The organism is Comamonas sp. UBA7528 (assembly GCF_002479375.1).
In the GTDB taxonomy this organism is placed as follows: domain Bacteria; phylum Pseudomonadota; class Gammaproteobacteria; order Burkholderiales; family Burkholderiaceae_C; genus Comamonas.
In genome coordinates this window covers 149,909-163,392 of record NZ_DLMU01000015.1, presented here as the reverse complement: position 1 = coordinate 163,392, position 13,484 = coordinate 149,909, and the positions used below count along the sequence as shown (strand labels likewise).

14 protein-coding genes and 1 pseudogene are annotated in these 13,484 nt (G+C 66.2%); 6 read left to right on the top strand and 9 right to left on the bottom strand.

The genetic code is table 11. From position 1 onward, the window contains the following. Positions 1-4: 4 nt before the first annotated feature. The 3 genes from minC to minE all read left to right on the top strand — a co-directional run bounded on the left by minC (position 5) and on the right by minE (position 1,902). Entirely contained in the window at positions 5-745 is a 741-nt protein-coding gene (gene minC, locus B3349_RS19155) for a septum site-determining protein MinC (protein ID WP_066538578.1), read from the top strand. A gap of 74 nt (positions 746-819) precedes the next feature. Then, the gene (minD, locus tag B3349_RS19150) at positions 820-1,632 is read left to right on the top strand and encodes a septum site-determining protein MinD (RefSeq protein WP_291591139.1); all 813 of its coding nucleotides are present in this window, start codon (positions 820-822) and stop codon (positions 1,630-1,632) included. A gap of 6 nt (positions 1,633-1,638) precedes the next feature. After that, positions 1,639-1,902, top strand: coding sequence for a cell division topological specificity factor MinE (minE, locus tag B3349_RS19145; RefSeq protein WP_291591138.1), 264 nt, complete (start codon positions 1,639-1,641; stop codon positions 1,900-1,902). A 96-nt stretch (positions 1,903-1,998) separates the two neighbouring features. Here the strand turns inward: minE and B3349_RS19140 are convergent, their stop codons facing one another. From B3349_RS19140 to B3349_RS19130, 3 genes are all read right to left on the bottom strand, one after another. After that, the gene (locus tag B3349_RS19140; protein WP_291591136.1) at positions 1,999-2,514 is read right to left on the bottom strand and encodes a flavin reductase family protein; all 516 of its coding nucleotides are present in this window, start codon (positions 2,512-2,514) and stop codon (positions 1,999-2,001) included. Between the two features lie 126 nt (positions 2,515-2,640). Further along, on the bottom strand, positions 2,641-3,198 hold the full coding sequence (locus tag B3349_RS19135; protein ID WP_291591134.1) for an NAD(P)H-dependent oxidoreductase: 558 nt from the start codon (positions 3,196-3,198) through the stop codon (positions 2,641-2,643). Between the two features lie 160 nt (positions 3,199-3,358). Continuing rightward, positions 3,359-4,699 carry a D-amino acid dehydrogenase gene (locus tag B3349_RS19130; protein ID WP_291591132.1) on the bottom strand — a complete coding sequence of 447 codons (1,341 nt, stop codon included), beginning with the start codon at positions 4,697-4,699 and terminating at the stop codon, positions 3,359-3,361. Between the two features lie 96 nt (positions 4,700-4,795). Between B3349_RS19130 and B3349_RS19125 the strand changes: the two genes are divergently transcribed. Together B3349_RS19125 and B3349_RS19120 are read left to right on the top strand one after the other, a co-directional pair. After that, the gene (locus B3349_RS19125; protein ID WP_291591130.1) at positions 4,796-5,719 is read left to right on the top strand and encodes a LysR family transcriptional regulator ArgP; all 924 of its coding nucleotides are present in this window, start codon (positions 4,796-4,798) and stop codon (positions 5,717-5,719) included. Positions 5,720-5,791: 72 nt separating this feature from the next. Beyond that, a complete protein-coding gene (locus tag B3349_RS19120) occupies positions 5,792-6,475 on the top strand; it encodes a TetR/AcrR family transcriptional regulator (RefSeq protein WP_291591128.1) in 684 nt (227 codons plus the stop codon). Positions 6,476-6,605: 130 nt separating this feature from the next. Here B3349_RS19120 and B3349_RS19115 read toward each other — a convergent pair whose 3' ends face one another. From B3349_RS19115 to B3349_RS19105, 3 genes and pseudogenes are all read right to left on the bottom strand, one after another. Further along, positions 6,606-7,028 carry a universal stress protein gene (locus tag B3349_RS19115; protein WP_066538597.1) on the bottom strand — a complete coding sequence of 141 codons (423 nt, stop codon included), beginning with the start codon at positions 7,026-7,028 and terminating at the stop codon, positions 6,606-6,608. Positions 7,029-7,134: 106 nt separating this feature from the next. After that, positions 7,135-7,978 (bottom strand): annotated as a pseudogene (locus B3349_RS19110) (metallophosphoesterase). 45 nt (positions 7,979-8,023) lie between these two features. Then, positions 8,024-8,992 (bottom strand): LysR family transcriptional regulator, encoded by a 969-nt coding sequence (locus B3349_RS19105; protein WP_066538601.1) that lies wholly within the window; start codon positions 8,990-8,992, stop codon positions 8,024-8,026. A 129-nt stretch (positions 8,993-9,121) separates the two neighbouring features. Here B3349_RS19105 and B3349_RS19100 point away from each other — a divergent pair, with 129 nt between their 5' ends. Then, complete coding sequence (locus B3349_RS19100; RefSeq protein ID WP_291591124.1) at positions 9,122-9,535, top strand: hypothetical protein; 414 nt, start codon at positions 9,122-9,124, stop codon at positions 9,533-9,535. A 199-nt stretch (positions 9,536-9,734) separates the two neighbouring features. Here B3349_RS19100 and B3349_RS19095 read toward each other — a convergent pair whose 3' ends face one another. From B3349_RS19095 to B3349_RS19085, 3 genes are all read right to left on the bottom strand, one after another. After that, positions 9,735-11,603 (bottom strand): phosphoenolpyruvate carboxykinase (GTP), encoded by a 1,869-nt coding sequence (locus B3349_RS19095; protein ID WP_291591122.1) that lies wholly within the window; start codon positions 11,601-11,603, stop codon positions 9,735-9,737. A 285-nt stretch (positions 11,604-11,888) separates the two neighbouring features. Continuing rightward, positions 11,889-12,041 (bottom strand): hypothetical protein, encoded by a 153-nt coding sequence (locus B3349_RS19090; RefSeq protein ID WP_172591880.1) that lies wholly within the window; start codon positions 12,039-12,041, stop codon positions 11,889-11,891. Positions 12,042-12,249: 208 nt separating this feature from the next. Beyond that, positions 12,250-13,449, bottom strand: a complete 1,200-nt coding sequence (locus tag B3349_RS19085) for a threonine ammonia-lyase (protein WP_291591119.1) — start codon at positions 13,447-13,449, stop codon at positions 12,250-12,252. Positions 13,450-13,484 lie beyond the last annotated feature (35 nt).

The following is a 13,484-nucleotide window of genomic DNA, read 5'->3' as shown; positions in this document are numbered from 1 at the left end:
TTCCATGGCCGTTGAATCGCAGGGCACTGCCCGCACCAGTTTTGACCTGAAAAGTGCCCAGTTGCCGGTGGTGGCCGTGGTGCTCAAGGACACAGACATCCATGTGCTGGCCCACGATCTGGCAGAACGCCTGGCCGCCGACCCCGACTTCTTCGACAACGATCCGGTGCTGATCGACCTCTCGCACATCCGCGAGGCGGTGGACCCGGTGGACTTTGCCGAGCTGCGCCGGGTACTCTCCAGCCACCACACCCAGCCCGTGGCGGTGCGCGGCGGCTCGGCCGACCAGATGGCTGCCGCCCATGCCGCCGGTCTGATGGCCGCACCGGACGCGCTGCCTGCGCGCTCCGCCCCGGTGGAAATCCGGGAAGTGATCCGTGAGGTGGAAGTGGTGCGCGAGATCCCGGCGCCCCTGTCCGATGCCCTGATCATCGACCGCCCGCTGCGCTCCGGCCAGCAGGTCTACGCCCGCAACACCGATGTGGTGGTGCTGGGCATGGTCAGCTATGGTGCGGAAGTGATTGCCGACGGAAACGTCCATGTCTATGCCCCGCTGCGCGGCCGTGCCGTGGCCGGAGCCCGGGGCAACACCGAAGCCCGCATCTTCAGCACCTGCATGGAGCCGCAGCTGCTCTCCATTGCCGGCATCTACCGTGCGATCGATTCCCCCCTGCCGGCCGATGTGGCGGGCAAACCCGCCAAGGTACGCCTGGAGGGGGAAAAAATCATCATCGAATCCCTGTAAGCTTCGGAGCTGAACAGCCCCGACTGACCCGTACACAAGAACCACGCAATCAGTCTCTAAGGAAAACTGCAAACATGGCCAAAATCGTCGTTGTGACCTCCGGCAAAGGTGGTGTGGGCAAAACCACCACCAGTGCCAGCTTTGCTTCCGGCCTCGCTTTGCGTGGCCACAAGACTGCAGTGATCGACTTCGACGTCGGCCTGCGCAATCTGGACCTGATCATGGGCTGCGAACGCCGCGTGGTCTATGACCTGATCAATGTGATCCAGGGCGAAGCCAATCTGCACCAGGCCCTGATCAAGGACAAGCAGTGCGAGAACCTGTTCGTGCTGGCAGCCTCGCAGACGCGCGACAAGGAAGCGCTGACGCAGGACGGCGTCAAGAAGGTGCTGGACGATCTGGCGTCCATGGACTTTGAATTCATCGTCTGCGACTCGCCCGCCGGCATCGAAAGCGGGGCGCTGATGGCCATGCACTACGCCGACGAGGCGCTGGTGGTGACCAACCCCGAAGTCTCGTCTGTGCGCGACTCGGACCGCATTCTGGGCATGCTCAGCTCCAAGACCGACCGCGCCACCAAGGGCGAGTCGGTCAAGGAACACCTGCTGATCACCCGCTACAACCCCAACCGCGTGGAAGACGGCCAGATGCTGTCGCTGGAGGACATCCAGGACATTCTGCGCATCGAGCTGATCGGCGTGATTCCCGAGTCGGAAACCGTGCTGCAGGCCTCCAACCAGGGCGTGCCGGCCGTGCACATGCCGGGCACCGATGTGTCCGAGGCTTACAAGGACGTGGTGGACCGCTTCCTGGGTGAAGACAAGCCCATGCGCTTCATTGACGCGCAAAAGCCCGGTTTCTTCAAGCGCATCTTTGGTGGGAGGTAAGTCGGCATGTCCCTGATCTCCATGCTTTTGGGCGAGAAGAAGAAAACCGCTTCGGTCGCCAAGGAACGCCTGCAAATCATTCTGGCGCGCGAGCGCGTGGGCAACTCCAATGCCCAACCCGACTACCTGCCTGCGCTGCAACGCGAGCTGATGGCGGTGATCTCCAAGTACGTGTCGATCGACCCCAGCGACATCAAGGTGCAGCTGGAACGCCAGGACAACCTGGAAGTGCTGGAAGTGAAGATCGAGCTGCCCGACGCCCAGCGCTGAGCCGCCGGTCGGTCTGCCCGACCTGCAAAAAAAGCCTGGCCCCTATGGGGCCAGGCTTTTTGTTTTTCCGGGGACCGGGCGGGCTGCGGGCCGGGCTCAGTCGGTGTAGGGCGCAGGCGGCAGGCCGTGCTTGGCGTACATATGGCCACCGTGGTAGATCAGGGGCTGCACGCCCTGCAGGTGCTGGCAGCGCTCCACCAGGCCCACGAAGATGGTGTGGTCGCCCTCGTCATAGCGGCTGCGGTTGCTGCATTCGAACACGGCGGCGGCGCCTTCGATCAGGGGCACACCCTGCCCGTTGGCTTCCCAAGTCACGCCGGCAAATTTGTCCACGCCGCGGGTGGCGAAGCGCTGGGCCAGCTCCTGCTGGCCGGCGGCCAGCACGTGGATGGCATAGTGCCCGCCTTGCTGGAATACCGGCAGCGAGGCGGCGCGGTGGGCCATGCTCCACAGCACCAGCGGCGGATCCAGCGACACCGAGTTGAACGAGCTGACCGTCAGCCCGATGGGGCGCCCCAGGGCATCGGCCGTGGTGACAATGGTCACACCCGTGGCGAACTGGCCCAGGGCGTGACGGAAATCACGGGTGGTAAAAGCGGCAGGAGCGAGCAAGGGGCAGGGCGGATGGTGGTCAAAAAGGATTGATGCCGGTCAAGCGGGCAGCAGCGCCCGCCATTATGGCGTGCAGTGCAGCGGACCGGTTGTCCGGTCCGTGCAAGGCCCCGCCCCCGATGCGGATCAAGCGCGCTGCAGAAAGCCGGCAGCCGCCTGCACGGCGTTGGTGTCGGCCTGCACCGCATCGGGGGCGCCACCCTTGCCCCACAAGGCCCCGCCCCAGGGCATGGCCATGAATTCGGCGCACAGCTGGGCCGCGTCGATGGAGGGCTGGGCCTTGCGGCGTTCGCCCCCGGTGCTGACCAGGTACAGCGGCTTGCCGGCCATGCGGGCCTTGAAGTCCAGCCCCGGCACGCGCAGCCAGCCGCTCCAGTGGTCCAGATAGGCTTTCACGGCCGTGGGCAGGCTGAACCAGTACACCGGGCAGACCAGCACCAGGTGGCTGGCATCCAGCGTGGCCTGCAGCAGATCGGCCATGCGGCCTTCGGGCGCAGGGTAGTTTCCGGCGCTGTGGCGCACATCGACAAAAGCGGGGATGGGCTCCTGGGCCAGATGCACCCAGGTCTGCTGCACGTCGTCCGGCAGGTGGCGGGCGGCTTCGCGGGCCAGCCACTCGGTGTTGCCGATGACATGGGGCTCGCGGGCCGAGGCGGTCAGGAAAAGATAGTGGTCGTTGCGCATGCGCCGATGGTAGCGGCGCCGGCGGGGCGGGCGTGTCGCGCGGACACTGCGGTGCGCGCAGCGAAAGCCGAATGTCAGATGGCCGTTCCTGGCCGCCGCGGCCACAGCGGCTGCTGCGGCGGTGGCCAGCCGGCAGGCCGCCCGGCCGGGTCTGTCCCGCTCAGGCCTCGACCGGGCGCTGGTGCCAGGCGACGGGGTCGCGGCCCTGGCCCAGAAAGCCGAAGTCCATGGCCGGGCGCTCGCCGGAAATCAGCGCCGCCAGGGCCTTGCCAGAGCCGGCGCCATGCGTCCAGCCCAGGGTGCCGTGGCCGGCATTGACCCACAGCCTGCCCACGCCGGTATGGCCGATGAAGGGGATGTTGGTGGGCGTGGCCGGGCGCAGGCCGCACCAGTAGTGGGGCTGACCGCCTTCGGCTTCGGAGCGGGTGTCGCACACGCCGGGCAGTATCTCTTCGATGCGCTCGCTCAGCATGCGGCAGCGGGCCTGGGCCACGGGGCTGTCCAGCGACAGGTCGAAGCCGCCCAGCTCGATGGTGCCGGCCACGCGCAGCTGGTCGCCGAAACGGCTCATGGCAATCTTGCGCGCGTCGTCGATGCACGACACGAACGGCGCGGCATCGGGCTGCAGGATGCGGAAGGTGGCGCTGTAGCCCTTGCCGGGGTAGATGGGCAGATCCACGCCCACGGTGCGCAGCAGCGGCGCGCTGTAGCTGCCGCAGGCCACGACAAAGCTGTCGGCCGTCAGCGTCTGTTCACGGCCCGGGCCATCGTCCAGGCGCTGGCGCACGGTGATGGACTGCACCTCGCCGCCCGCCTGGTTCAGGCGCAGCACATCGTGGCCGTAGAGGAACTGCACGCCGCGCTGCGCGCACAGCTGGGCCAGCTGCTGGGTGAAGGCGCGGGCGTCGCCGCTTTCATCGGTGGGCGTGAAGGTGCCGCCGAAGATCTGGTCCTTGTAGGGCATGAAGGCCGGCTCGATGCGCAGCAGCTCGTCGCGGCTGACCAGCTGGCGCTGCACGCCGTGCTGGCGCATGATGTCCACGGCCTCGCCGGCTTCCTCGAATGCCTGGGCGCTGGAATAGAAGTGCGCAATGCCGCGCTCCAGCCGGTGGTAGCTGATGCCGGTGTCCGCCACCATCTGCTGCAGGGCGGTGTGGCTGTAGGCGCCAAGGGCCACGATCTGCTGCACATTGCGCGCGAAGGCGCGGTCGTTGCACTGGCCCAGGAATTGCAGCGCCCAACGCCACTGCTGCCAGTCCAGCTGGGGACGGAACAGCAACGGCGCCTGTGCGTCGAACATCCACTTCAGCGCCTTCAGCGGGGCTTCGCGGTTGGCCCAGGGTTCGCAGTAGCTGACCGAGATCTGGCCGGCGTTGGCGAAGCTGGTCTCCTGCGCTGCCTCGGCCTGGCGGTCGATGACGATCACGTCGTGGCCGCGGGCACGCAGGTGCCATGCGGTGCTGATGCCGATGATGCCGGCGCCGAGGATGATGGTTTTCATGGAGCGCAGTGTGGTGTGCCACCCGCAGGACGCCAAGCCGGATTACATTCCTTGTGAATCCATAAGCGCAGCTAATACAACGCAGGAGAAGACGCGATGCAGCATTGGGACCCGGTGGCCTTGGAGTGCCTGGCCGCCATTGTGGAAACCGGTGGGTTCGAGAAGGCCGCGCAGCGCCTGCATGTCACGCAGTCCGCCGTCTCGCAGCGCCTGCGGGCGCTGGAGGAACAGGCCGGATCGGTGCTGGTGGTGCGCAGCCGGCCCCTGCGGCCCACCCGCGCCGGGCAGTTGCTGCTCAAGCATGCCCAGCAGTTGCGCCTGCTGCGGGCCGATCTGGCGCGTGACATGCAGACCCTGGCGCCCCACACGGCCGGCTCCGGCGCCGGGGTGGGCCTGGCCGTCGCAGTCAATGCCGACAGCATCGCCACCTGGGCCCTGGAGGCGCTGACGCCGCTGGTGCGCGCCGGGATTGCACTGGAAGTGATCACGGACGACCAGGACTTCACCCAGGAGTGGCTGCGCTCCGGGGAGGTGCTGGGCTGCGTGACTACCTTGCGCCAGCCGCTGCAGGGCTGCCGCGTGCAGCCGCTGGGCGCCATGCGCTATCTGGCCGTGGCGGCGCCCGAGTATGCGGCCGCCCACCTGCCGCAGGGGCTGAACGCCCACAACTTCCACCGCGTACCGTTTCTGTGCTTCAACCGCAAGGACGATATGCAAAGCGAGTTCGTAGCGCGCCTGCTGGGCCTGTCGCAGGTGGTGCTGAACAGCCTCTACCTGCCCAATTCCGAAGCCCAGGTGCGGGCGGTGGAGGCCGGCTGGGGGGTGGGCGTGCTGCCGGAACTGCTGGTGCGCGACCGTCTGTCACATGGGCGGCTGGTCGACGTCGCGCCGGGTACGATGCTGTCCATCGACCTGTACTGGCATTGCTGGAACCTGGACTCCAGCCTGCTGCAGCAATTGACGGACGCCTTGCTCCAAGGCTCAAAAGTGAACCTCAAAGACAATTGTTCAGAAAGGTGAGCCGTTGTCTGACTGATCGCAAACAGGTCCGGTGTTAATTTCGATCCATATGTAACAAATATTAATCTGACCGTGTCCCATCGACCGTCCTTCAGCCACGTCTCCTTCCGGGACATGATGCACAGGGCCCGCAAGGAGGCCATTCTGGAAGAGTGCACCCGCTTGCTCAGCGAGCGGGGCTATGACGCCATGACGCTGGACCAGGTGGCCGAAGCCGCCGGTATGGCCAAGGCCGTGCTGTACAAACATTTCAAGGGCAAGGAAGACCTGTGCTGTGAAGTCATGGTGCGGGGTCTGGAACGTGCCCAGGGTTTCCTGGACGGCCTGCCCGCCCGCATGGGCCCCAGCCAGCGGCTGCAGGCCTTTGTGCGCTGGGTGCTGCAGGCGCAGCTGAATTCCGATGCGCCGCTGCTGGCCGAGCGCAAGTCCGAAATCCGCCATGCGCTCAAGGCTTCGGAGCCCTACCAGCTGGCGCTGCAGGGCCTGAGCACGCGCCTGGAAGAATGGATTGTGCAGGCGCAGGAAGCCGGCCACATCCACCCCGGCTGGCCCCTGCTGGTGGCCCGGCAGATGCTGATGACCCGCGCCGTCGATCCCATGGTGGACGCGCTGATGCACACCCAGGCCTACAGCCACGACGAAGTGGTGGAGTGGTGCGTCAAGACCTGCATGGCCACGCTGCACGCCTCACCGGAATACCTGCCACTGTCCCAGAAGGCCAAACCGGCCAAGAAAGGCATGCTGGCCGTGGGCTGACGGCGCAGCGGCAGCCGTAGCTTCCGCCGTTGCAGTGGTTCCCGAGCACAAAAAAACCGGCCTCCGAGGGGCCGGTTTTTTTGTGGTGCATGGCCCGCAGGCGTATGCGGGCCATGCAGGGGCAGGCGCCTCAGCGAATCAGCATCACCGGAACGTCGCAGTTGGCCAGCACCTGGGTGCTGACCGAACCCATCACCAGCTTGCCCAGCGCGCCATGGCCGTGGGTGCCCATGATGATCAGGTCGTACTTGCCTTCCACGGCTTCCTTGGCAATGGCCTCACCGGCGGGGCCCACCTTGGCGATGCGCGTGGGCTGGACGTTGTGGCGGGCCAGGAATTCACACACCGGATCCAGCACCTTGGCCGACTCTTCAGCGTAGTAGGCGTCCACGGTTTCCTTGCCCAGGGCGGCGCGGGCGCGGGGGGGCAGAGCCGACTGCACCGTGATCGCACTGTAGGCATGGGTGCCGGCAGTGAGCTCTTCGTGCGTGGTCATGTAGGCCAGCATCTTCTTGGTGTAGGGGCTGCCATCGACAGCAAGCAGAATCTTCATGACGGTTTCTCCATGAGTGAACAGGCACAGGTTATTGCGGATGGCTGCTTGTTGTCTTGACGCATGTCATGTTTTTTGAAGGCGGAGGCCCTGCGCCTGCAATGCATCATAGGGCCAAGCTTTGCGCAGGGTGGAATTTGTCCTGCTCCCCCTTGCGTGCATAGCCCAGCGGGTTGGCATGCACGCGGCATTGCCAGGCGCTGCCATCGGCCCGTAAGCCCTGGGCGGTGTAGTCCACTGGGGTGTGCAAATGCCCGTGCAGCCACAGTTGGGCACAGGGCAGCAGATCGTCCAGCGCATTGCAGAAGCCGGCCGTGCCGGGCACCATGCCGTAGCGGGGGTCGCTGCTGCGCAGGCTGGGGGCGAAGTGGGGTGGGCCCATCAAAAGGCTGGGCCAGGGCCGTGCGCAGCCATTCCTGGCACACCAGGGCTTGCTCGCGCATGGGGGCCGCCAGAAACGGTGCGCCATGGCGGGTGCCGCCGGTTTTCTGCAGGTAGAAGTTGGCCGCGCGAAAGGACTTGTCGCGCAGCTTCAGCAGTCGGCCCATGTCGCCGGCCTGCACTTGGTCGTCCAGCAGGGCGATGGCGTCATAGTCGGTCCACAGCGTGGTGCCGACAAAACGCACGCCGTCCAGCACGGCGGTGTCGCGCTCCAGCCAGATCAGCCCCAGCCGGTCGCAGATGCGGCGCAAGCGGGCGTGCGCCGCATCCCAGTCCTGGGCGTCGTACTCATGGTTGCCGGGGACAAACACCACCGGGCAGGGCCAGCCGGCATACTGCGGCAGCGGCGAAAAACGTTCCAGGCCGAAACAGTCGTCCTGCAACAGGCTGCCGTCCTGGTAGGAGCCGATATCGCCGGCCAGTACCAGCACATCGGCGTCGGCGGCGGGTTCCGGAACAAACTGCGGATGCACTTCCAAGTGCAGGTCGGACAAAAGCTGGATGCGCATGGAGCGCTATTGTCCCGGAATGTCGCACCGCGCCGTTGCGGCGGGTTACAGCGGGTGCTGCAATGCCAGCGCCTGCTGCGCGGCCCGGCCCAGGGCCTGCACCATCCAGTCGTAGGCCGGGCGGTTGGGGCCGCGCTTGTGCCACAGCGCATCCACATGCACGGCCATCACGTCCAGCGGCAGCTTGGCAATGTGCAGCTCCTCGGCCATGTGGCTGATGGGCACGAAGTGGCGCGGCATCACCGTCACCAGATCGGTCTGCGCCACCACGCGGGCCGCGGTGCCGTACTGGTTCACCGTCAACGCGATGTGGCGCTTCTTGCCCAGCGAGGCCAGGGCTTCGTCGATGAAGCCCCAGGCTCGACCGGAGAAGCTGACCAGCGCATGGCGCGCGGCGCAGTAGCGCTCCAGCGTCAGCGGCTGGCGCGACAGCGGGTGGTCGCGGCGCATGGCGGCCACGTACTGGCCGTCGTACAGGCGCCGGCTTTCGTAGGCCACCAGGGCACCGGACTGGGCGCGGGCCGTCAGATCGGCCAGCACGGCCGGAAAGTTGCCGATGGCCAGGTCCGCGGTTTCCTCGTCTAGCAGGCTGCGCGGGTCGCGCGTGGTCAGCGGCAGGATGCGCACCGTCACGCCGGGCGCTTCCACCTCCAGGATCTCCAGCAGGTGCGGAATCAGCGTGCCCGCAGTGGCGTCGGCCATCACCAGCACCAGCGTGGTCTTGGCGGTGGCGGGGTCAAAGCGTTCGGGCGCCAGGTTGTCGGCCAGGCTGGCCAGGGCTTCGCGCACCACGGGCCACAGCGCCTGGGCGCGGGGTGTGGGCTGCACGCCCTGGCCGTGGCGCACCAGCAACTCGTCGCCCATGGCATCGCGCAGGCGGCGCATGGCGTTGCTGACGGCGGGCTGGGTGATGGCCAGGTTTTCGGCGGCGCGGGTCAGGCTGCGTTCGGACATGACCTCGTCGAACACGCGCAGCAGGTTCAGGTCCAGGGTGCGGAAGTTAAGCGGTGTCATGGCGTTGTCATCACTGATATGAATACTGTAGATTCAAAATATAAATTTGAATATGCATGGGGTAAACCCTATAGTTCTTCCATCGCCCAGCATTTCGCCACAAGCGATGTCCCAAGGGGTTTTACTGCCATGAGCAATTTCATCTACAACTCTTACTGTGTCGTGCACCCCGGTGCCGAGCAAATTTCCCTGACCGCCGAGTACCGCCCGGTCCAGGAAGCGGCTGCCCCCGTGCGCCGTTCTGCACATTTTTCCTTTGTCTGGCCCCTGGTGGCCGTAATGGCCCTGCTGGCCGCATTTGCGTCGGCCGGCGAAGGCTCGGCCCTGCTGGTGGGCATGCTGCTGTGGGTGCTGGCGCTGGCCGGCTGGGCGCTGAGCATGTCCTCCGTGCGCCGCAGCCTGGTGTCGCTGCGCCAGGGCCTGCGTGCCTGGCAAAACAGCCGCCGCATGGCGGCAGAAGATGAACGCACCTGGAACATGGCCCTGCAGGACGCCCGTCTGATGGCCGATCTGGCCCGCGCCATGGACCGCCAGGAACGTTGATACGCTGACTGTCTTCCCGCACAGGGTGCTGCATTGGCAGCCGCCCGTCGCACCAAAGCCACCGCCCACCAGGCCGTGGCTTTTTTTTCATGCCATGAAAAAAGGAGCGTGCACAGCACGCTCCTTTGGCTTTGCAGGCGCCTGTCGCATGCAGATACCGGAAGCATCTGCACCGCGAAGCGCCTGGGAAGGACCGGCTTCAGGCGGCCAGACGGGCTTCCAGCGCCTTCTTGGTGGCCAGCAGTTCCTGCGGCAGGTTGTAGGCCAGCTGGTCGAAGTGGGCGGTGTGCAGCTGCATTTCCTCGTTCCAGGCGGCCTTGTCGATGCTGGTCACGCTGGCGAACTGGTCGGCGCTGAAGTCCAGGCCGGTCCAGTTGATTTCGCCATAGGTGGGAGCCACGCCGAAAGCGGTCTGCTGGCCCTGGGCACGGCCTTCGATGCGGTCGATCATCCACTTCAGCACGCGCATGTTCTCACCGTAGCCAGGCCAGACGAACTTGCCGTCGGCGTCCTTGCGGAACCAGTTGGTGGTGAAGATCTTGGGCAGCTGGGCGCCCTGGGCTTCGATCTTGGCACCCAGGTTCAGCCAGTGCTGGAAATAGTCGCTCATGTTGTAGCCGGCGAACGGCAGCATGGCGAACGGATCGCGGCGCACCACGCCTTGTGCGCCGAAGGCGGCGGCAGTGGTTTCCGAACCCATGGTGGCGGCCATGTAGACGCCTTCGGTCCAGTTGCGGGCTTCGGTCACCAGCGGCACGGTGGTGGAGCGGCGGCCGCCGAAGATCATGGCGTCGATCTTCACGCCCTTGGGGTCATCCCAGGCTGCGTCCAGCGCGGGGTTGTTGGTGGCGGCCACGGTGAAGCGGGCGTTGGGGTGTGCGGCCTTGGCGCCGGTTTCCTTGGCGATGGCCGGGGTCCAGTCCTGGCCCTTCCAGTCGATCAGGTGGTCCGGCAGCTTGCCCTGGTCTTTTTCCAGACCTTCCCACCACACGTCGCCGTCATCGGTCAGCGCCACGTTGGTGAAGATGACGTTCTTGTCCAGGCTCTGCATGCAGTTCGGGTTGGTCAGCAGGTTGGTGCCCGGTGCCACGCCGAAATAACCGGCTTCGGGGTTGATGGCGCGCAGCGAGCCATCGGCCTGGGGCTTGATCCAGGCGATGTCGTCACCGATGGTGGTGACCTTCCAGCCTTCAAAGCCGGTGGGCGGCACCAGCATCGAGAAGTTGGTCTTGCCGCAGGCGCTGGGGAAGGCCGCCGCCACGTGGTACTTCTGGCCTTCGGGGTTGGTCACGCCCAGGATCAGCATGTGTTCGGCCAGCCAGCCCTGGTCGCGGCCCATGGTGGAGGCGATGCGCAGCGCAAAGCACTTCTTGCCCAGCAGGGCGTTGCCGCCGTAGCCCGAGCCGTAGGACCAGATTTCGCGTGTTTCGGGGTAGTGGACGATGTACTTGGTCGTGGGGTTGCACGGCCAGCTGGTCTTGTCGGTCTCGCCGGCCGCCAGGGGGGCGCCCACGGTGTGCACGCAGGGCACGAACTCGCCGTCGGTGCCGAGCACGTCGTACACGGCCTTGCCCATGCGGGTCATGATCTGCATGTTGACGGCCACATAGGCGCTGTCGGACAGCTCGATGCCGATGTGGGCGATGGGCGAACCCAGCGGGCCCATGGAGAACGGCACCACGTACATGGTGCGGCCTGTCATACAGCCGTCAAACAGCGGCTGCAAAGTGGCACGCATCTCGGCCGGGGCCATCCAGTTGTTGGTGGGGCCGGCATCTTCCTTGCGGGCCGAGCAGATGTAGGTGCGGTCTTCCACGCGTGCCACGTCCGACGGGTCGGACCAGGCCAGGAAGCTGCCGGGGCGCTTGGCGGGGTTGAGCTTCTTGAACGTGCCAGCGTCCACCAGTTGCTGGCAGAGGGCGTCGTACTCTTCCTGCGAGCCGTCGCACCAGTGGATCCGGGCGGGCTTGCACAGTGCGGCCATTTCGGCCACCCAGGCGATCAGCTTGGGGTTTTTCACGAAGGCGGGCGCCTGCAACTGCAGGGCCTGGGGGGCGAGGGCGTTCATCGAAGGATCTCCTGATAGTGGGTAAACGGTTTTGCCGAACCGGGCACGCGCGGGGCGTACCAGCCAGGGGCGGTTGGGCAAAGCAGCTCGTCCATAAGATGCACTGCGGGCGCTATCAGGCAGCCGATGACCGGCGCCGGGAAAGTCATTCTAGGAAGGCGGCTGCAAAAAGCCAGTAGGACAAGCCGTAAAACTATGTCTCATATGCATAGGTATATGCGTGAGTCAAAAATCGCCGGCATGAAAAAAGCCCCTTGCGGGGCGGGTGTCGAAGGGGGATGCGGTTCACGCCATGTTGACGGCGATGAAGGCCAGCAGGAACATCATCACGGCCCCGACCAGCGGCAGCACGATGGGAATCAGGGGCACCACCGCCTCGGCGGCGTCGTCGGGATTGATCTGGGGCTGCGCATCGTGGGCAGCGGGGTCATGGCTCATGCGTTCACTCCTTGCGGGCAGTCGGACAACCAGGTGGCGGGTGCGCCACGCAGACCTCGTTCGTCCTACCATTGTGAAAGGGATGGCATGGCCCGGCTACAGGGTTATCCACGGCGCAGGTCCGGGGGCGTGGCAGGCTGGCTCCACCGCCGGGTACCGTCACTCCGCCCCGTAGCCAGGGGACGGAGCGCCACGGTACCGACGGATCTCAGGCGCGTGCCGCCTGCATGCCGGCGGCACGCAGCGCTTCCAGCACCTGTTCCACATGCTGCTGGTTGCGGGTCTGCAGCACAAAGTCGATTTCCACGTTCTGCGCGGCCAGCAGCGTGAAGGCGCGCTGGTGGTGGACTTCCTCGATGTTGGCGCCGGCGGCGGCCACGGTGGCGGTGATCTGGGCCAGCACGCCGGGCACATCGCGTGCGCTGACGCGCACGCGCGCCAGACGGCCGGAGCGCACCATGCCGCGCTCGATGATGGCGGCCAGCAGCAGCGGGTCGATGTTGCCGCCGGACAGGATCAGGCCCACCTTCTGGCCGGTGAACTTCTCGCGGTGGCGGATCAGGGCGGCCAGACCGGCAGCGCCCGCACCTTCGACCAGGGTCTTCTCGATCTCCAGCAGCATCAGCACGGCCTGCTCGATATCGCCTTCGTCCACCAGCAGCAGCTCGTCCACCAGCTGCTTGACCACCTCGCGGGTGATGGTGCCGGCCGTGGCCACGGCAATCCCTTCCGCGATGGTGGACTGGCCCATGGGCAGGTCCGTGCCCTGCACGGCGTTGAGCATGGACGGAAAACGCTGCGTCTGCACCCCCACCACGCGGATGCCGGGCTTGAGTGCCTTGGCGGCCGTGGCCACCCCGGCAATCAGGCCGCCGCCGCCGATGGCCACCACCAGGGTGTCCAGATCGGGCTGGGCGGCCAGCATTTCCAGGGCCAGCGTGCCCTGGCCGGCCGCCACGGCCTCGTCGTCGAAGGGGTGGACAAAGGTCAGGTTCTGTTCCTTGGCCAGCTGGAACGCATGCTGGCGTGCTTCTTCCAGGGTGTCGCCGTGCAGCACCACTTCGGCGCCAAAGCCGCGGGTGCGCTCCACCTTCACGCCGGGGGTGAAGCGCGGCATCACGATCACGGCGCGCACGCCCATGCGCTGTGCGTGGTAGGCCACGCCCTGGGCGTGGTTGCCGGCGCTCATGGCGATCACGCCGCGCGCTTTTTCCTCGGCGCTCAGCAGCTGCAGCCGGTTGCTGGCACCGCGCTCCTTGAAGGAGGCCGTGAACTGCAGGTTCTCGAACTTGAGGAACACCTGTGCGCCCACGATCTGCGAGAGCGTCTCGGATTCGACGCAGGGCGTCTGCAGCACCTGGTCACGCAGGCGGGTGGCGGCGGCTTGGATATCGGCGTAGGTCAACATGGTCGGGGCGGGTGCGGAGAGGGCAGGCGGCACAG

Coding starts and splice junctions, on each gene's coding strand:
- minC (WP_066538578.1), top strand. CDS start 5: ATGGCCGTTGAATCGCAGGGCACTGCCCGCACCAGTTTTGACCTGAAA.
- B3349_RS19100 (WP_291591124.1), top strand. CDS start 9,122: ATGAGCAATTTCATCTACAACTCTTACTGTGTCGTGCACCCCGGTGCC.
- B3349_RS19090 (WP_172591880.1), bottom strand. CDS start 12,041: ATGAGCCATGACCCCGCTGCCCACGATGCGCAGCCCCAGATCAATCCC.
- B3349_RS19115 (WP_066538597.1), bottom strand. CDS start 7,028: ATGAAGATTCTGCTTGCTGTCGATGGCAGCCCCTACACCAAGAAGATG.
- minD (WP_291591139.1), top strand. CDS start 820: ATGGCCAAAATCGTCGTTGTGACCTCCGGCAAAGGTGGTGTGGGCAAA.
- B3349_RS19125 (WP_291591130.1), top strand. CDS start 4,796: ATGCAGCATTGGGACCCGGTGGCCTTGGAGTGCCTGGCCGCCATTGTG.
- minE (WP_291591138.1), top strand. CDS start 1,639: ATGTCCCTGATCTCCATGCTTTTGGGCGAGAAGAAGAAAACCGCTTCG.
- B3349_RS19135 (WP_291591134.1), bottom strand. CDS start 3,198: ATGCGCAACGACCACTATCTTTTCCTGACCGCCTCGGCCCGCGAGCCC.
- B3349_RS19105 (WP_066538601.1), bottom strand. CDS start 8,992: ATGACACCGCTTAACTTCCGCACCCTGGACCTGAACCTGCTGCGCGTG.
- B3349_RS19130 (WP_291591132.1), bottom strand. CDS start 4,699: ATGAAAACCATCATCCTCGGCGCCGGCATCATCGGCATCAGCACCGCA.
- B3349_RS19095 (WP_291591122.1), bottom strand. CDS start 11,603: ATGAACGCCCTCGCCCCCCAGGCCCTGCAGTTGCAGGCGCCCGCCTTC.
- B3349_RS19085 (WP_291591119.1), bottom strand. CDS start 13,449: ATGTTGACCTACGCCGATATCCAAGCCGCCGCCACCCGCCTGCGTGAC.